Source organism: Kocuria salsicia, from assembly GCF_007681555.1.
Classification (GTDB): Bacteria; Actinomycetota; Actinomycetes; order Actinomycetales; family Micrococcaceae; genus Kocuria; species Kocuria salsicia.
This window is the reverse complement of the sequence record NZ_VELE01000014.1, coordinates 1-17,481: the sequence shown is the minus strand read 5'-3', so window position 1 is coordinate 17,481 and position 17,481 is coordinate 1. Positions and strand designations below refer to the sequence as shown.

Here is a 17,481-nt window from a genome sequence, read left to right as displayed (position 1 = left end):
ATGAAGACCACAAACAGCTCCACGACAACTACCAATCAGAACCCCCTGAAGGAGAACACCATGACCCGCAACAAGCGCCGCACGATCTCGACCCTCGCCATCAGCTCCACCGTCATCATGGGTGGGGCAACTCCCGCCCTGGCAATCGATGGCTCTCCCACCCCGCCCCCGGGATTCGATTTCGTCTCCACCCTGGTCGGCTGGGCTCTCTACATCGCGGCGTTCGTGCTGTTCATCTACTTCATCATCGGCATCGTCACGGCCGCCAAGGCACGCCGGTCCGGGGACCAGGAGATCACGGCGCCGCTGTGGCCGCTGCTCGGTGGTGCGGCGCTGACGGTGGTCGGCGTCGTGTGGCAGAGCGTGGTGGGCATCTAAGCCCCTCCCCCCCCCCCCCCAGATCAGGCAAGAGCAGAAGGGAACGACTCCAGTGAGCGAGAAGAAGATGAGCGGGCGGCCGCTGGCTGCCCTAGTGGTTGGTGTTGCAAGTCTGGCGCTGGTCACCGGATGCGGTGAGCAGCCCAAGCCCCAAGAGTCCTATGCGTACGCGTGCCAGTCGGATCTTGACCACTCGGCCACCCCCTCTGTTACCGACGAGGCCCCCAAGGCAGATTCGTGGACCACTGGCAAGGACGGTGTGCAGTACCCGGTGTCCAGTGCCTACGGCGGGTGCGAGAGCCTGGATTCGGGATGGAAGGTCGGCCATTCCCACAACACCGCCGGGGCACTGTACGCGGCCACCGATTTCCTGGCTGGGCCGACCGGGGATGAGTTGGAGCACGCATCGGCGGACGACTTGACGAAGGTCTACGCGGCTGGAGAGGTGCGCGATCAGATCATCGCAGCCGCATCGAAACCGGCCACCCCTGAACCCACCGGGAAGGGGTACGTGACGGAATCGCCGGGAAGCGATATCAGCGCGCAGCTCCGCGGCTACGAGGTGCAGGAGCAGAGCGCCGATAAGGTCCGGGTACTGCTTTACGGGCAGTCTGATGCCGTGTTCAGCGGCACATTCGGATTCACGATGGTGTGGCAGGACGGGGACTGGAAGATCGACCCCGTTTCAGCTGAGAGGCCGATGGATTTGCAGATGACCACCACATCTGACCCGGCTGTTACCTGGAGCGCCTGATGCCAGGGTGGCTGACAGATGGTATTGGAGGGCTCATTGAGAAGGGCCTAGATGCTGCCATGCGCTGGGCCCTAAAATCCTTGCTCAGTGCGTTGCAGGTCGTTCTCGACGGCATTTCAGAGTGGTGGCTGGGGATCACTGGGCCTGGGATGGCCGAAGGGTCCCCGGCGATGGCGGTCCAGCAGAATACGATCTACTTTGTGGCCGTTGCTGGAATGATTGGCACCGCTATCGGAATCATCCGCGTGGTGAGGACGCAATCCAAAGACGCCTCTGTAGATTTAGTGATGGCGATGTTCTCCACGGTGGCAGTAACCGCCATCGGGGGAACGGCTGCAACGTATCTCCTGAAGGTCAGCGATTTAGTGTCTCCATGGTTGATGACACAGATCACGGGCCAAGGTGAGGATGAGCGGCAAGGTCTTTATGAATCACTCGCCATCATGCCGGACAACCAGAGCGCAAAGTTCGTAATCGGGATGGCCATCCTCTCCGTGATTCTAGTAATCATCGCGGCGCTTGCTTCCGTTGTGAATGCAATGTTCGTGATCTTTAGTTACGGAATGATCGCGGTGCTTGTTGGGTTATTGCCAATCTTTGCCGCTCAGTCTCAGACGGAAGCTGGCAAGGAGCGATTCTGGAAGGTAATCGGCTGGATATTCGCGGCGGTGCTCTACAAACCGACAGCGGCCGTCATCTATGGCACAGGCTCCCTATGGATCAAAGGAATGATATCCGACGACCAAAAAGGTGACGCGTTTGCGGAAATGGTCTCGCTCATCAGCGGGATGGTTGTCATCTGCATGGCGTGCTTAGCCTTGCCCGCTCTTATCAAGATCGTGACCGTGGCTACCACCAATCAAGCGCGAGGTGTTGGCGCTGGTGGAGCCATCGCGGCCGGTGCGGGCGCGGTTGCCATCGGGTCTCTCGGACTCGCCGCGGCCGGTGCAGGTGCTGGTTCCGCAGGTGCAAGTGGAGCTGCGAGCACGGGAGGCGCCGCCGACGGTGCAGCGAGCACCGGGGCTGAGAGTGCCGGGACGGGAGGTTCTGCCAGTTCTGGCAGTGCTTCCGGGATGGCCGATGACAGCGGTGGATCTTCCGCGAAGGGCTCAGCTTCGGGCTCGGGCGGCAGTTCCTCAGGCGGGGGAAGCACCTCGGCCGATACATCATCGGATACCGAGGGAACTTCCGGTTCCAGCGCCGGTGCCGGCGGGTTCGCAAGTAGCGCGTCCGATTCGGCATCCTCCGGCTCCACCGGCAACTCTGGAGGCCCTGGCTCGACGGGGTCCGAGGGTGAAGCTGGGGGCCCAGGAGACAGCGGGAGCGCAGAGACGGCTTCCCCGGGTGGAGAGCAGCCGAGTGCTGCACCCGTGGGGGATAGCGGCGGCAATCCGTCCTCTGCTTCCCCGGGTGGAGAGCAGCCGAGCGCCGCACCCGTGGGGGATAGCGGCGGCAATCCGTCCTCTGCGGCTGCCGGGGGCTCCGGGGATACGGGCAACATCATGAGCCCCAACATGGCCCGAGCCCTGAGTGAGGCGGGACGGTTCACCGGGACTTCGCTGAATCGTCAGCTCCAAGAGCTTGAAAACATCGAGAGTTAGGGACGGAAACGATCATGGCAGAGCATGTGCAACGGCGGATGCGGATGTACGGCAACATCACCAACCCCCGCAAAGAGGGTGTGCTTGGCCTTTCGGCTCTAGCCTCCATCATCGGTGTGGTGGTGGCGATTCTTGTATTCATCACGATGCCCTTGGGCGTTTGGGTTCAGTCCTTCGTGGTCATCGTGGGCGCTGCGACGATGATTGGAATTTCTTGGGACGGACGCAACGGCCGTAAGAAGTTCGAGGAGGTGCTGGGGCGACGCCATTTCAAGAAGGCGGAAGACAAGGGATTCACCAACTACGCGGGTGGGCCAACGTCCCAGCTACCGGGAGGTGACTTCCCCCCGGTCGGGATTCTTGCTCGCACCGAGCTGGTTGGCACGACACCGGCCGGGTCGCGCACGGAGAAGGCCATGATCTGGAACCCCTCGAACCGTACAGGCACGGTAATTTTCAGTGTGCAGTCTCCGGGCATGGGTTTACTCGACCAGGAATCCATCGACCTGATGGTGGATCAGTGGGGCATCTTCCAGCGGGAGGCTGGCGTGTCATCCTCACTGGTCCAGGTCGCGGCTACGACTCAAGCCACGCGCGACCCGGGCAACCGGCTGCCGGATGCTGTGCGGGTAACCCGGGAGCAGTCGCAGGTGGCTGACACCCCTGCGTTTGCCCGCGAGGCGATGGATGAGATTGTGGCGGACCTGAATCAGGGCGTGCCGAAGATTGACCAGTGGGTAGCAGCGACCTTCACGGCGCGCCCGAACCGCGAGGCAGGCACGGGGCCTCGCTCCAGGGAAGATCTCGCCGAGGATATCTCCACGCTGCTGCCAGGGATGCTCGCGCAGCTGAAAGTCGCGTGCGGTGGCACCGTGAGCGTTCTGGGGATGGATGACGTGGTGGACCAGGTGCACACGGCCTACAACCCAGCCGTGGCACCGGCGGTGGAGACGGCGCGGCTGGCCGGGGAAGGTACCGGTCTCACGTGGGGTGAGGTCGGACCGACGAATGCGAAGCTCACCCCCGGGTGGTGGGAGCACGCTGGGTACTTCTCGAAGTCCTGGCAGATGTACCAGCCCCCGGCCGCGAACTTTCGTGAGACCGGCCTGGCAGGGCTGCTTTCGGCCCATGGGGTGTTCGAGCAGAAGCGCGTAACGCTGCTGTTCCGTCCGATGAGCCCAGGCGGGTCTCAGAAGGCCGTGCAGGATCAGGTGATGAACGCCCAGTTCGGCAACAGCCAGAAGGGCAAGAAGCCCTCGCAGATCAAGAAGGTGGCCCTCGAAAAGGCCGAGTACAGCGAACGGGAGCAGGCGGAAGGCGCAGCAATGGTGCGTTTCGGGCTCGTGGTGACGGCCACCGTGGATGACCCCACGAAGTTCGCCCGTGTGGAAGCGATTCTGCGTGATCAGGCTGTGTCCGGCATTCAACTGCGATTGCGGGACTGCGAATACTCCGACGATGCGGCGTTCGCGTTCGGGCTGGGCATCGGGTCGGTGCCCAAGGACTTCACGCGCCTGTCGAACACACTGCGCGAAAGCGTTTAGGGGAAGGATCGAGCATGACGGCATTGGACAAGCTCGTGGACCGGCTCGCGTTCGGATCGAGCAAGAAGAACGACGGGCAGACGCTGGAGGCCCTGGAGGCACAAGAGAAGAAGATCCCGACTCTGACCAAGTACGGGTACGAGCGCCCCGGGGGAGGTGCCTGTGGGTGGGTAGAAGCCCCCGTGGAGTATCAGGCCACGTCTCGGCAGACCGCGGGCCTGTGGCCATTTTGTGGGGCGGCGTCCTCCCCGCTGGTCGGGGCTCCGCTGGGACGGAACACCATCAACGGGCAGATCACGTGCGGTGACCCCATCAGCCTTTACATCAAGGGCATCGTCTCTGCCCCCTCTGGGTTCATCATGGCGCTGAACGGTCGCGGAAAATCGACCATTGCCGTCCGGTGGGCGCTGTCGCTGATCGACGCGGGGTTTCTGATTCTGGTTCTCGGTGATCTGAAACCGGACTACGCCGGAGTCGTGAAGGAGACCGGCGGGCAGGTGCTCACGGTGGCTCCTGGGCTGGCGGCGATCAACCCTCTCGACGCCGGGCCCGCTTGGGACTTGCTCAACAAGCTGCCGCCGAAGATGCAAGCGGCACAACGCTCCGAGATCCACAATAGGCGGCTCAATACGCTGCGCGGACTCGTGGAGCTGGCTCTGGGGGATGTGCTGACCGAGAAGAAGAACGAGGGGACCGTGCTGTCGATGGCGATCCGTCACGCGGCCGACAAGGCCGAAAGTGATGCTCGTCAGCCGTTGGTCTCTGATGTTCAAGACGTTCTACGTGATCCCCCACGAGACATCATCGACATGCTGGTGTTCGACCCGGACATGGATGAGAAGGCCAAGAGCCGAAAATACTTCGAGCTGACGGAGACACTTCAACGGGGTTTGAACTCGCTGGGCCCGGAGGGGCCCTTCGGTGATGTGTTCTGCCGTGAGACCTCCGAGCCGATGCGGTTGGATCGCAGCGTGTCCTTCGACGTCTCAGCCATCGACGAGGCGAACGGAACACTACGGGCCGCGGTGCAGCTCGTGTGCTGGAGCTATGGCCAGGCAGGAGCTTCCGCGCTGAAAGATCTGGCCTCGGAGGGCATCATCCCCGAGCGTCACCACCTGATGATTATGGATGAGCTGTGGCAGGTGCTCAGTGCAGACGAGCAGCTCGTCCACCGCGTAAACGCTCTGACCAAGCTCAACCGAACGAAGGGTCTTGGGCAGGTGCTCATCACGCACAGCATGAAGGATCTCCAACTGTCCACGCCCTCGCTGACCTCCATTGCCACGGGCTTCCTGGAACGGTCCTCGGTCAAGGTCTTCGGTGGGTTGGCCCGGAACGAGATGGCCGATCTAACCCAAGTCGTGCCGATGTCTCAAAAGGAGCAGGACTTGCTTGTGTCGCTGTCCGCGGAGGGCGGCGTCGATCCGAAGACGAACGTGACGTTGCCGCCTCCTGGCCGTGGGCGGTTCCTTTTGAAGCTGGGAGAGACCACTGGAAATCCTTTCTACATGAACCTGACTGCCAAGGAACGGAAAATCCACGACACCAACGAAGCCTGGGCTAACAGCATGGCAGCTCATCGGCTGGAGCGGGAAACGGCTTAGCCCCTGATGGAATGGGAGAGGTAAGACCATGTTCAGCTTTGTTTCCGCGTCAACTCTTATTGTTATCGCGGTGGCCGTGGTATTACTTGTTGCCATCGTGGTGTGGTTGTGGCCCAATAGTCCCAAGTCGTCAGAGAAGATGGCGAATAAACGTCTAGGGGACCGCGCCCGATTTAGTAATGCAAGCGCAGAGCGACGCTTGCAGGATGCACGGACCAACCTGCATCCCGACTGTCCGACTATCGGGCCGGGCCTGGTGCTCGGGTCCGTGGATTCCAGTTCGGTATTTCAGGGGTGGCGACAGTGCAGCGTACAGATCCACGCGCCGGGGCGAGGGAAGACCACAAGTCAAGTGGTGCCCCATTCGAAGCAAGCCCCGGGGCCGCTGGTGATGACGTCGAACAAAGCAGATGGCGTCTGGGAGGTGTTCGCCGCCCGCATGTTCCACGGAAACGTATGGATCTTCGACCCGACGAACATTCTGAACAGGAAGGACGCCAGCACGGATCACTTCAATATCATCGGCATGGTGCGTAACAGCATGGACGCCGAAAAGGTAGGAGCGATCTTCCAAGCCGCGACGCAAGGAGAAGGAAGCCGAGAAGGCAACCCGAACGCGCACTTCGACCTGATGGGCTCGAAAATCATCGGCAGCTTGCTGCTGGCCGCCAACGTCTCGGGAGGTTCCGACAAAGACGTGTTCCGGTGGGCCATGACCACGGACGAGGACGAGCCCGCAGCCATCCTCGAAAGGCACGGGTTCACCAACCAGGCGGCGACCTTACGAGGGTTGAAGAAGCAGCCAGCTGACACTCGAGGGTCCGTGTGGGCCACCGCGCAACGATGCGCGTCACCGTTCGAGCATGAGGAATACCTAGCTTCCATCCGGCCAGTCAGCGAGTATCACCGAGTCTTCGACCCTGTGGCCTTCGCCTCCAGCACGGATACCTTGATCTTGCTGGGTAGCCGAACTGCGGGAGCCACGTCTGCATTGGTGTCGAGCTTGGTGTGGGACGTCTTCCGCAGCGCCAAGGTCAAGGCCTCGACCGGAAGCAATGAGAGATTGCGAGTTCCTATGGTGATGGAACTGGATGAAGTGGGAAATACGGTAATGCTTCCAGAGCTGCCCGAGTGGTACTCATACAGCGGATCAATGGGCATTGTAATAAACTCGTATTTCCAGTCCGTTGCTCAGGGTCGTAGGGTTTATGGCGAAGAGGGGATGGACGAACTCATTGGGGCGGCATCTGTCTTGGTGTATGGCGGCGGTGGCACCGAGGAAGAGTTTGTCTCGTCACTGTCTAAGATCATTGGTCAATACGATCATAAGGTAAAAACCCATTCATCGTCATATAATGCACGTTCAGGGCACGGTCGCAGTAGTTCGGATCAGGTGCAGAGACGGGAGATTCTATCCGCAGCCGACCTCTCGAACATGTCACCGGGATCTATGTACGTGCGGACGAGCGACGGCGGGGGCGGTGTTGTTCAGGCTCACTACTGGTTCGAGGATAAGCAGATGGTGGAGGAACTGAAACCGCGGATAGAGCGACTGAAGGCTGGATTGAAGCAACCGGGTTCCGAGAGGGAGGACACATCTCATGTCAAATGATGTAGCCGATAACAACGTGGCAGCGATGCCTCGCCCCGATGGAAGGGAGGCACCTCCCGTCCCCGATTTTGGGCAGTGGATTCATGCGACGCTGGCGATCATTGAGCATCCGGCGACACAGAACGGCGCATTCTGCCCGGAGTGGTGGAACCATCCCGAGGCGGTGGCCCGATTCCGGGCGTTGCACCAGGAGTATCTCGTAGCAGCGGAGAAGGGCGGGATCTCGGATTGGTGGGTTCACCATTGGGACTTGCACGCGCGCGCTCTATTTGACCCTCAGACGGGGGTGTTCCGGGACTGTTCGGCGGGGCATCGGCCCGCCGAGTCCCGGCGGGTGCGCGATGTATCCGCAGACGAGCTACAGATGGAGGGCTTCGATGACGTCGGGGACGTGGTGAATCCCTACTGGTACTGATCGGCTCAGTCTGAGCACCTGACGGTGGCCTTCCCCAGGTGGGGAGGGCCACCGCGCTTTAGAGGCGGCGTGTGCTGGGGGGAGTGCGCTGAATGCGCTGTTGCGCTTGTTGCTGTGGTGCTCGCTGCTGAGAGGGTCGAGACGTTGTGCGGGCCGCTGAGCGGTTGCGTTCGCGGACCGTGCCCGGGCGTGTTCCGGCTGCGAGGTGGCGCTGGTCCCGGGCCGTTTGCAGGTCTGTCGCACGGCCCCTCTGCTCGGAGTTCATATTCGCAGTAACCACACGGGTGTGTGGATTATCGTCACGGGCGGTGGCATACGCCTGGTATGAGTTTTCACGTTGGCTCGTGGCCTGGTGGGCTGCATTGTCCACCGCCCCATATTCCGCCTCGGCCGCGGCGACGTCTCCACGGTCCTGCTCGGCTCGTTCCTGGGCCTGGGTGTACTCGGGGTGCTGTGCCAGCCACCGCTCGTCCTCGGCCCGGGGCGGGGTCTCCGTACCGTATTGAGAGCGGTAATCCTCGACGGCTTGCTGGTACTCGGCCTCACGGGCGGAGCGAGTGAAGAAGCCAGCGCTGTCCAGGCGCGCGGCAGCGTCTTCGACGGGTGCATAGTCAGCTCGGGCGTTGTTGAGAAGGCGCTCACGGATGGAGTCAACCTCGCGGGTGGAGTTCTCCAGCCGTGTCCGCGCAGCATCGAGGACACCTTGGGCTGTATCCCGCTCGGCATAGGCCGCTCGTTCTGCGGCGTAATCACGCTCGACTGCATCCCAGAGATTTTCCACAGCATTTGTCCTCTCGTCAGTGGAGACCGTGATCTGCGCTTCGGCCGGGGTCTGTGTCTCCACAGTGGCGCGCTTCTCGGTGGCCCGCTGCGCGGTGGCTTCCACCTGCTCCCCCGTCGGGCCGGGCTTGTTCGACAGTGCCCCGCGCTTGTGGACGTCGGTGATCTGCCCCGCAAGGTACTGGCCGCGCTCGGATTCGGCGTACTGCTTCGGGATCGGCTTCTCGTCGGTGATCCGGTAGGTGGCCCGGTAGGCGTCCACCTCCCCGGCGACCCGGTACCAGCGGGCCGCATTCTTCGGGTTCGCCGGGACGTCCCCGAGAGCTTCGGTCCAGGCGGGACGCTCGGCCGCGAGCTGCTGGCCGCGCAGCGCGGTCAGTTCCCCGATGTCGGCGTGGTGGGCTTGGAGCACTTCGCGCATCACGGCCGGGGTGTATGGGCTGTCAGCCCAGTAGGTGGGCGCGGTGTGCCCACTGACCCCGTGGGTGAGCGCGGCACGATCGGTGTCCTCGAGCCCGGTCCCGGTGGTGGCTGGGGCGGCGGCGCGGATGGCTTTCTCTTCGGCCAGGCCCTCGGCCAGGGTGTGGTGGGTCTCCGAGCGGGGCCGTTCCCCGCGGGTGACCTCCTCCAGGGTCTTCTGGGCGGGGGAGAGGAACGCCCGGCGGGAGAGCTCGGCGTCGATGGCGGCGAGCTCGCAGCGGTATTCGTCGGAGTCGTGGGCGGTGGCCGCCTCCATCATCCCGGCGCGGCGGGAGCGCAGGTGCGCGGTCGTGCTCAGCCCGTGGGGGCGGGTGTGCCAGGCAGGGTCTTCCACCGCGGCGGGTTCTTCGGCGGCGTGGGCGCGGGCGGTGTTCAACAGCCGGTCCAGGTGCTCCTCCGGGATCGCGGCGAACGGGCGGGGTGCGGCCGGGTCGTGGACCTCGGCCTCGTGTTCACGTAGGCCCTTCACGCGCCAGTGCAGTACCGCGGAGTCGTCCTTGGAGCCGGTGAAGTCGCGTTGTTCGTGGGCTTCGGCTAGCAGTTCCACCGGGTCCAGCCCGGCCTCGGTGGCATCGGCAAGCTCGTGGGCCAGCGCCCCCCACGCGGGGGTGGCCTTCAGCTCCGCGGCCCGGGTAGCACCGAGGGCTTGGATGGCCACATGTTCCATCGCCTGGGAGCGCGCCTGATCGGACAAGGCGGTGTAGAGGCCCAGGCGCTCGGGCACCGAACGGTTCTCCGCGCGTAGGCGTTCCACTTGCTCGTGCACGGACAGGTTCGTCTCATACGCGGCGGTGATGGTCTCCAGCACCTCGTCGCGGGTGGAGTTCTCTCCGGTGACCACGTACAGGTTGTTGCCGAACTTCCCGCGGGTGGCACCGACGTAGGCCCCGGCGCGGTCGGTGGTGGCGTCCAGGACGGTGTGGGCGGTGTCCACGGTCGCGCCCTGGGCGCGGTTGATCGTGGAGGCGTAACCCAGCTCCACGTTCTCCGCGACGTAGGCGGCCGGGAGGGTGATCTTCCCGCCGTGGCCGGTGTGGGTGACCGTGAGCTGCCCGTCGGCGTGGACCCGGTTCACGTCCCAGGTGTCGCCGTTCTTCACGAAGTCCTTGCCCTGGTTCAACCCCAACGTCCGGGCGTTGCGGCGGGTCACCACCCGGTCGTGACCGTAGATCGTGGCATCGGCCTCGGTGGTCACCTGCGCGCTGGTGTCCAGGTCTCCGCGGTGCATCGCGCGGGCTTGGGCCAGTTCGTTCAGCGCGGTGACCTGCGCGTTGGTCGGGGCCATCATCAGCGTGGTGCGCCCGGCCTCGGTGTCGGTGACCCACGCGGAGAAGACTTCGCGCAGCACGGTCTCCTCGTCCCCGGCCCGCACCCGCCCCTGACCCACATACCAGTCGAAGGGCCGGTCCTCACCGGCCACCGGGGGTTCACGCAGCGCCAACGACGCCGCCACTTCGCCGTCGTTGACCTCGGCGGGGTTGGCCGGGTTGCGGAACCGGTAGACCTCTTCCAACCGGGGCAGGGGAGTCGCGTTGTCGATCATCCGCAGCGCCCCGCCGGACCCAATCGCCGCGAGCTGCCGGTCATCGCCCACACCGCGGACCACGGCCCCGGCCGCCTCAGCGGTGGCCACCAGCTCCGCGAGCTTCGGGGTGGACACCATCCCAATCTCGTCCACCATCAGCACGTCGCCCACGGCCAGGGGAGAGGTCTCGGCGTGCAGGAACGCGTCCACGGTGGTGGCGGTGATCCCCATCGAATCGCTGACCACATCGGCGGCCGCCGCGGTCGGTGCGACCCCATAGACCTGGTGACCGGCCGCGTGGGCGGTGTCCACGACAAGACGGGTCAGCGAGGTCTTACCGGCACCGGCCGGACCGATCCCCAACCCCAGCAACCGGTCCCCGGTCACGAACTCCCGAGCCATGCTCACCTGAGCGTCGGAGAGCTGCACCCCGGCCGCACGTGCCTTCTCCAGCTGGGCGGTGAAGACGTCGGTGGTGGCCGCGGGGATCACCTGGGAGGTGGTGGCCGCCTCCACCAGATAGGTCTCCGCGGCAATAATCCCGTGGGACGTGAACAGCTCACGGTTCGCCGCCTCGTAGATGCTCGTACCATCGGCACGGACCAGCTCATGGTCCGTGGGCAGGGGCACGTTCAGCCCCGGGGTCATCGACACCGAGGCGGCCTTCACCGCCTCCACCGTGGCCGTGATCGCGTCCGGGTCAGCACTCACCCCGCTGGTGGCTTCGCGGTAGTAGCGCAGCGTCTCGGCCTCGATGTTCGACCCCCGCCACGTCGAACGGGACTCCGACAGGCGGGCAATGATCGCCGCGACCCGCTCATGCTCCGGGGTCGCCTCCAGTGCCGCGGCGGCCACCGTCACCGCCTCCGCCCGTGCCGTGGAGGCCGCGCGTAGGTGCTCGGCCAGGTGCTCCCCGGTGGGCAGGTTCGGGGTCACCGTCGCGGCCTTCTGACGCCACATCTCGTTGAGCTGCGCCAACGAGTGCGGGCCCTCTTTCGCCGGACGGGTAGCCAACGTGGCCTGCTGCGCCAGGGCGATGCGCTGCTTGGCGGTCGGGGTGTGACCGTGGTCAGCGATGAACGCAGCCTCCACCTCGGCCATCGTCTCCTTGATGGAGGCCGAGCGGGAGGAGAACGCGGCGACCTCGCCACGGGTGATCCCGGCGAGTTCAAAAATCTGCTTCCCGCGCGCCTCAACGGGGATGAACTCCAGGCCCAGACGGTCGTGGATGTGGTGCATGATCCGCGAGTTGTACAGCTCCGATGCGGCGACTCCGTACTGGTGAATCATCCGCCCGTCCAGGGTGGACCACCGCCCATCAGCACCCTTCACCCGGTTGGCGACCACGAGGTGATCGTGCAGGTTCGGGTCACCGTTGCGCGAGTCGTAGTGCCGGAACTTCGTGGCCACCAGGCCCTTATCAGTGTCGATCTGCTCGACCCCACCACGGCCACGACGGGCATAGATCGCGTTGTCCTCCAGGTAGGACACGACGTCAGCGATGGCCGCTTCATGGGCGGCTTCGATGCCGCTGCGCAGGTTCTCATCGCCCAAACCCCAGGCCATCGAGACGGACTTAGTGGGGGTAAACACGAGGTCATACCCGGCCACGGACTGCTGCCGGGGCGCGGTGTTGTTGGCGATGAACGTTGCCAGCTCCACCCCGGTCGCGTCGCGGCCGTGGGTGTCCCGGAACAGCTGCCCGGCGACCCGGCTGCGTATCTCCTTGCGCTCGGCGTCGGTGGGGGGAGCATCGTGGGTCTTGAAGTGGCGGCGGTGCTCTTCATCCAAGGCGCGGGTGAAATCGTTGGCCGGTTCCTGCACGTACTCGCCCGGTTTGCGCCCCAGGCGAGTGGCGTCCACCCAGTCGTCATTGCCCTCGGCGATGGCGTCCTTACCGGCCGCCGTGGCCTCCTGCGACTGGGCCTTCGTCATCACGTAGCCGTCGATGAAGCCCTGCTCGTCGCCGGTAGCTGAGGCGTCCTTGAAGCGCTTGTAGTTGCCCAGCTCACGGTGACGATCCAGCATCCGGTAGAAGGAAGAACGGCTCGTTCCCAGCGCTTGGATCGTCTGCAAGTTCGGCTCCCCAGGCCGGTACTGGCTCAACGCGGCGTAGGTCTCGCGCGCGTACTTCACGCGCACCGCTTCCTCGGCTGCGGCCCGAATCTCGGCCTGCTCCTGCTCCAGCTTTCCGGGGTCGATGGGGGAGTACCCGTCACCGAACAGCGCATCCATCTGCACCTCGGTGACCGCGCCATCCAGCTCGAAGTGCTCCACCCCGGAGCCGACCCACTGGCCCGGGGGCATCCCCGTCACCTGGTAGTAGTCGCCCAGCTCGCGGTCCCCGGAGCGCAGCTGATCGCCCGAGGCCACCTCCTGCGTGTAGTAGAGGTGACCGTCGCCCGTGGAGAGCTTGTGGACGGTCATCATGAGCACCAGAGTACGCGGAATCACGCGGAATCTCAGGCTCATTCCCACCCTAGGTTACTTAGTGCAAGAGATGTGACGTCTGGAGTGTCCTAAGCCAGCGAGTGAGGTACGAACGAGATGGCGTGGACCGCAAGCGTCCGGGCATCTATCTGATGCCCGCGATTGTGCCCATGAGGCCGCGCCGGTGGGCAGACTCGGGGCTGTCTGGAGGAGCTTGCGGGGGAAGACAGAACCGGGGCTGTCCACGGGTGCGAGCTGTGCACAGGAGCCCGGAGGAGGAACGGGGGAGGGAACCTGTGTGCAGCGTGCCGACTGGGTACAATCGTCCCCACCAGCACCGCCCCCGCGTGCGCGGGTGGGTCGGTGGCCGCTAGGTGTAGTTGAGGGAGAGATAGGGCATGGCAGCACCGAGGAAGTCCGCGACGAAAACCGCAGCACGGGAGAAGGCACGGGCGGCCGCGGCTGCACGGCTGGAGCGCGAGAAGAAAATCATGGCCGCCTCCGAGGCGTTCTTCGCCGCCACCCTCGGGGTGGAGGACGAGAAGGCCGCGCTGCACGAGAAGATCAAGCAGCTCCAAGCCCAGGTGAAGGAACTCGACGGGCCGCGCCCGGAGGCCGCCCAACACGTGCGGGCGATGAAGGATGCCGGGCTGCCCAACAAGGAGATCGCCGAGCTGCTGGAGCTGTCGGCAGGTGAGGTCGGACAGTACCTCAAGCTCAGCGCCTCGCGCGTGGCGTCCTCGGAGTCCTCCAGCGCGCCCGTTCACAACGACGCTTCCGGTGGAGGTGCCCGCGATGACGAAGCGCACCAAGACGCCGCGGTCTAAGCCCACGACGCTGTTCGACACGTGGAGTCGGGAGTGGTTCCGCGTGCGGGACGTGATCGGTCCCGGATACTTCGCGGGCCGCGCATTCTCACCAGCTCTCGCCTACGTGCTGGTGCTCGGTCTCTACGTAGGATCGGGTTACCTCCATGGCACGGTCGCCGCAGCGGTGTCGCTTCTCACCGGAGCCAGTTACGCGGACACCTACACCTACGAGGGGCTGTGGCGCTCGGTGGGGTGGATCGTGCTGGCCGTGACCGTGTGGGTCATGGTCACCCGCCTGTTGCTTCCCGCGCCGTCGAGTGGGCCGCATCATGTCACCCAGCGGCGTGACGCGACGCTCGCGCTGTTCCTCTACCCCGTCGCGACGTTGATCGGCACCGCACTCATGAGGCTGCTGGGCTCCCTGTTGGGCTACGATCCCGAGTTCCCCTCGGTGGATCATCCCTCGGGGGAGTACATTGCCGCCTCGGTGGCGTCCTCGGCGGCTGCCGGGTTCCGCGAGGAAGTGTTTTTGCTCGCGCTGCCGGTGCTACTGCTGCGGTGCGCGCGCCGGGGCTGGACCGAAATCGTGGTGGTGCTCGCGGTGCTTCGCCTCTCGTTCCACATCTACTACGGGGCTGCGGTCATCGGGATGCTGCCGTGGGCGGTGGCTGCGGTGTTCCTCTTCCGCTACACGCAATCGGTGTGGCCGCTGATCGCAGCTCATTCCCTGTGGGACCTCGGTGCCTCAGCCCTGACGTTTGGAGGTGACCTCGGGGAACTGGCGCTGCTGTGGCACATGCTCGCCTTCGGTGGGTGCGCGTGGCTGCTGCTGGGGAAAGTCTCGCGCGAGCGTGAGCTGAGCGAACCGGTGAACGTTACGGGCTCAGAACAACGTCTGCTGTCCGGCAGTCACTCCGCGTAGCAGCGTGGCCACGGCTTCGGGGTCGTAGCCGTGGGCGCGAACGTGGTCCCGCAGAACGCGCGCCTTGTGCGCGCGTTCTTGCTTGGTCTCGTGGCGGAAGAACGCTGCGGCCGCCTGCTGGTTGTGGTGGCCACGACGGGAGCGGTCGGCCATGTTCTCGAACGCGGTGCCCGCATACAGGTGAGACGTGGGGCTGTCCTCGGCGCGCACGCAGATCGGGTTGTCGCACACGTGGCACACGTGCAGCTCGTCCAGGTCATCGAGGCTGCCGGTGACCAAGGCCAGGGCGTAGCGGTGGGCGCGGATCATCCGCTGTCCGCCCTCGGGTGTAGGGGTCCAGAAGCGGCCGTAGCCGTCGTCTCCGATGGCCCCGGTCCATATCCAGCAGTCGGCCGGGGACGGTCCGGCGACGATCTTGGCGCGGAAGCGGGCGTCGGCGTTCTCGTCCATGCCACCACCCTAGGCGCGTGGCGTGCCGGGGCTTGCGGGCGCACACGAATTAGGGTGAGGGCAGCTCACCGCGTGGCCCGCGGTTTTTCTCCCCTAACCGTGTGTGCCCGGTGAGCTGGACGGTCCGCTGGACGTCGTTAGCCCACCTGATCCCGGCGGCTGGCGGACCGTCCGCCGGGGGTCTGGGTGGCGGGGAAGACGTAGCTGCCCATCACAGACAGCAGGTGCCGCAGCGTGTACGGGTCGATGGTGTAGCGGGCGCTGCGTCCACGGCGTTGCTCTGCGGGAAGGTCCACGGTCACGGCCCCGGCTTTCTCCAGCTCCACCAGGTGACTTGCCACTGTCGGGGTGGCGGTATCGGTGGCCTCAGCGATGTCCGCGCGTAGGGCGGGGCCGTGGTGAGCGAGGTAGCGCAGGATCGCCAGCCGCGCGCGCGGTTGCCGTACACGGCGATGGCGGCTTCAAGGTCTGCGGGCTGGTCTGCGGGGCGCACGAGTTTGGGCATGGTCCCAGCATGAGCCCTCCCGTGGTTGCGCTGCACTCGGACACGCCTCACACCGTGGACGCCGCGGGACCGCTGGCGGCCTGGCGGGCCTTGGCCAGCTCCGCCCGGAACCACGAAGGCATCGAGGTCTTGGTCTTGGCATCGGCGGCGCGTTGGGTGAGTTCGGCCGCGCGCGCGGCGCGACGGGCCTCGACGGCCGCCGCGCGTGCGCGGGCGGGGGGCTCCTTGCCGGTGATGGCACGTTTGATCTGGTGCAGCAGCAGCGCCCTGGGATTCTTCTGGCTGTCCGGGGGCAGGGTGAGCAGCCCAAGGCCCTGGTGATCGGCCTCGACGGCGTTCATGAGGTCCTGGGTGGTCCACTCCTCGGTCACTCCACAAGCCACCAGGCCACGGGAAAGCCCCATGAGGTGCCCGCTGTGGGCTCGATCCAGCCACGGCATCCGCTGTATCAACCTCGCGGCGATCTTCTGGACCCCCAGCGGAGGTGTTTGCCGCGTCAGCGGCGGTCTCTTTGGCTGATCTTTGCTCGTACCGGCCGCGCGCCAGCGCGTGCTAGGTACACGTCGAGAAGGAGTGTGGGGGTTTTTGTTAACCCCAAAGGGGTAGGGGTGCATGGCTTTACATCTGGCGGGGATCGTGAGGCATCGGGTGGAGGCGAACCGGCGCTGCTTGGAGCCGTGGGCGTGTACGGCGGCCTCGCGTTCTTCGGCGGTCATGTACCGGCCGCGCACCACCTCGACGGAGAATCCGAGGTCGCGCAGCACGCGGCGGGCGCGGCGCACGGTATCCACGGACACATCGAGGTGGCGGGCCACACGTGCGTGTGACGTCCGCACGTTGCGCCCGGTGGTGGTGTCCGCAGCGGCCGCGTCCATACGTGCAACGCGGTAGACGGTGTGCGCGGCCGCGTGATGCCGTCTCAGGACGTCGGTGGCGGTCTCGCCGCTCAGTTCGGTCTCCAGCAGCTTCAGCCAGCGGGAGCGGGTGGCCCAGCACGGGATACGTGCTTGGGTGCCGGCCTCGGGTTCACGAGCCCACGACCGGCCCGTGCGCGGGTTTGGAGTGTGCAGCTCTGACGTGGGGAAACGGTGATCCCGGCGACGAGTGCAGGGGATAACCCCATGTGCGTTTGTGGTATGAACTGCTACGCTAGGCACAACAACTCCCTTCGGGACGGTTGTTGCAACCTCGGGTAGAGGGCTTCAGGGTTCATCTACTGATCCAGGGGTTGTGTGGAACACCGGAACTCTTTGGTCGGATGGACCGGTGTTCGAGGCTTAGAAGGCGGTCCCTACGGGGACCGCCTTCACTCGTTGACGGGTGGATCTGAGAGCTGGTTGTACTGAGGCATGCCCACCTCGCGGGCCATGAGACTGGCGACCCACGCGGATTTGGTCAGGCCCTTTTCGCGAGCTGCTTTCGCAGCCGCACGGTCAAGATCACGCGACACACTCACAGTGATACGCGGACGACGTTCGCTCCCGCGTGGCTGTGGAGTAATGCGCTCGGATGACATGCCTACCAGTATGACTTGGTGCTAGCAACATGTCCAGGATGTGTAGGCGCGTGTCGAAATTAGTCCTCGGTGGCCGCGTCGCGTATCCGGGTAATGGTCCACCGGCTCACCCCGTGCAGCGCCGCGACGTCGGACACGGACAGCCCGCCACGTAGC

13 protein-coding genes are annotated in these 17,481 nt (G+C 65.0%); 9 read left to right on the top strand and 4 right to left on the bottom strand.

The features are described 5' to 3' along the window. From FS770_RS12900 to FS770_RS12870, 7 genes are read left to right on the top strand one after another with little or no spacing between them, the layout of a single operon-like run. A complete protein-coding gene (locus tag FS770_RS12900) occupies nt 1-378 on the top strand; it encodes a hypothetical protein (protein WP_144832265.1) in 378 nt (125 codons plus the stop codon). A 52-nt stretch (nt 379-430) separates the two neighbouring features. Continuing rightward, a complete protein-coding gene (locus FS770_RS12895; protein WP_145012522.1) occupies nt 431-1,132 on the top strand; it encodes a DUF8175 domain-containg protein in 702 nt (233 codons plus the stop codon). After that, nucleotides 1,132-2,733, top strand: a complete 1,602-nt coding sequence (locus tag FS770_RS12890; RefSeq protein WP_145012519.1) for a TrbL/VirB6 family protein — start codon at nt 1,132-1,134, stop codon at nt 2,731-2,733. The genes FS770_RS12895 and FS770_RS12890 overlap by 1 nt, the downstream gene beginning before the upstream one ends. A 14-nt stretch (nt 2,734-2,747) precedes the next feature. After that, on the top strand, nt 2,748-4,277 hold the full coding sequence (locus tag FS770_RS12885; protein ID WP_145012517.1) for an SCO6880 family protein: 1,530 nt from the start codon (nt 2,748-2,750) through the stop codon (nt 4,275-4,277). Nucleotides 4,278-4,291: 14 nt separating this feature from the next. Then, nucleotides 4,292-5,881: a hypothetical protein gene (locus FS770_RS12880; RefSeq protein WP_144999293.1), complete on the top strand. Its 1,590-nt coding sequence runs from the start codon at nt 4,292-4,294 to the stop codon at nt 5,879-5,881. Between the two features lie 28 nt (nt 5,882-5,909). Further along, nucleotides 5,910-7,493, top strand: a complete 1,584-nt coding sequence (locus FS770_RS12875; RefSeq protein WP_145012514.1) for a type IV secretory system conjugative DNA transfer family protein — start codon at nt 5,910-5,912, stop codon at nt 7,491-7,493. Continuing rightward, nucleotides 7,483-7,908 carry a DUF4913 domain-containing protein gene (locus FS770_RS12870; protein ID WP_145012511.1) on the top strand — a complete coding sequence of 142 codons (426 nt, stop codon included), beginning with the start codon at nt 7,483-7,485 and terminating at the stop codon, nt 7,906-7,908. The genes FS770_RS12875 and FS770_RS12870 overlap by 11 nt, the downstream gene beginning before the upstream one ends. Before the next feature lie 58 nt (nt 7,909-7,966). Here FS770_RS12870 and mobF read toward each other — a convergent pair whose 3' ends face one another. Next, the gene (gene mobF / locus FS770_RS12865; RefSeq protein ID WP_186366794.1) at nt 7,967-13,123 is read right to left on the bottom strand and encodes a MobF family relaxase; all 5,157 of its coding nucleotides are present in this window, start codon (nt 13,121-13,123) and stop codon (nt 7,967-7,969) included. Between the two features lie 398 nt (nt 13,124-13,521). On the opposite strand from mobF, the gene FS770_RS12860 reads away from it, so the two are divergent. After that, nucleotides 13,522-13,950, top strand: coding sequence for a hypothetical protein (locus FS770_RS12860; protein WP_145012505.1), 429 nt, complete (start codon nt 13,522-13,524; stop codon nt 13,948-13,950). Continuing rightward, entirely contained in the window at nt 13,919-14,854 is a 936-nt protein-coding gene (locus tag FS770_RS12855) for a CPBP family intramembrane glutamic endopeptidase (protein WP_145012503.1), read from the top strand. Before FS770_RS12860 ends, FS770_RS12855 begins: the two co-directional genes overlap by 32 nt. Here the strand turns inward: FS770_RS12855 and FS770_RS12850 are convergent. The 3 genes from FS770_RS12850 to FS770_RS12840 form a co-directional block, all read right to left on the bottom strand. Continuing rightward, nucleotides 14,816-15,304 carry a hypothetical protein gene (locus FS770_RS12850; protein WP_145012500.1) on the bottom strand — a complete coding sequence of 163 codons (489 nt, stop codon included), beginning with the start codon at nt 15,302-15,304 and terminating at the stop codon, nt 14,816-14,818. The genes FS770_RS12855 and FS770_RS12850 overlap by 39 nt on opposite strands. 137 nt (nt 15,305-15,441) lie before the next feature. Further along, nucleotides 15,442-15,729: a helix-turn-helix domain-containing protein gene (locus tag FS770_RS12845; RefSeq protein ID WP_483401384.1), complete on the bottom strand. Its 288-nt coding sequence runs from the start codon at nt 15,727-15,729 to the stop codon at nt 15,442-15,444. 127 nt (nt 15,730-15,856) lie between these two features. Continuing rightward, complete coding sequence (locus FS770_RS12840) at nt 15,857-16,600, bottom strand: hypothetical protein (RefSeq protein WP_145012494.1); 744 nt, start codon at nt 16,598-16,600, stop codon at nt 15,857-15,859. Nucleotides 16,601-17,481 lie beyond the last annotated feature (881 nt).

Coding starts and splice junctions, on each gene's coding strand:
- FS770_RS12900 (WP_144832265.1), top strand. CDS start 1: ATGAAGACCACAAACAGCTCCACGACAACTACCAATCAGAACCCCCTG.
- FS770_RS12890 (WP_145012519.1), top strand. CDS start 1,132: ATGCCAGGGTGGCTGACAGATGGTATTGGAGGGCTCATTGAGAAGGGC.
- FS770_RS12885 (WP_145012517.1), top strand. CDS start 2,748: ATGGCAGAGCATGTGCAACGGCGGATGCGGATGTACGGCAACATCACC.
- FS770_RS12880 (WP_144999293.1), top strand. CDS start 4,292: ATGACGGCATTGGACAAGCTCGTGGACCGGCTCGCGTTCGGATCGAGC.
- FS770_RS12875 (WP_145012514.1), top strand. CDS start 5,910: ATGTTCAGCTTTGTTTCCGCGTCAACTCTTATTGTTATCGCGGTGGCC.
- FS770_RS12870 (WP_145012511.1), top strand. CDS start 7,483: ATGTCAAATGATGTAGCCGATAACAACGTGGCAGCGATGCCTCGCCCC.
- mobF (WP_186366794.1), bottom strand. CDS start 13,123: ATGATGACCGTCCACAAGCTCTCCACGGGCGACGGTCACCTCTACTAC.
- FS770_RS12860 (WP_145012505.1), top strand. CDS start 13,522: ATGGCAGCACCGAGGAAGTCCGCGACGAAAACCGCAGCACGGGAGAAG.
- FS770_RS12855 (WP_145012503.1), top strand. CDS start 13,919: ATGACGAAGCGCACCAAGACGCCGCGGTCTAAGCCCACGACGCTGTTC.
- FS770_RS12850 (WP_145012500.1), bottom strand. CDS start 15,304: ATGGACGAGAACGCCGACGCCCGCTTCCGCGCCAAGATCGTCGCCGGA.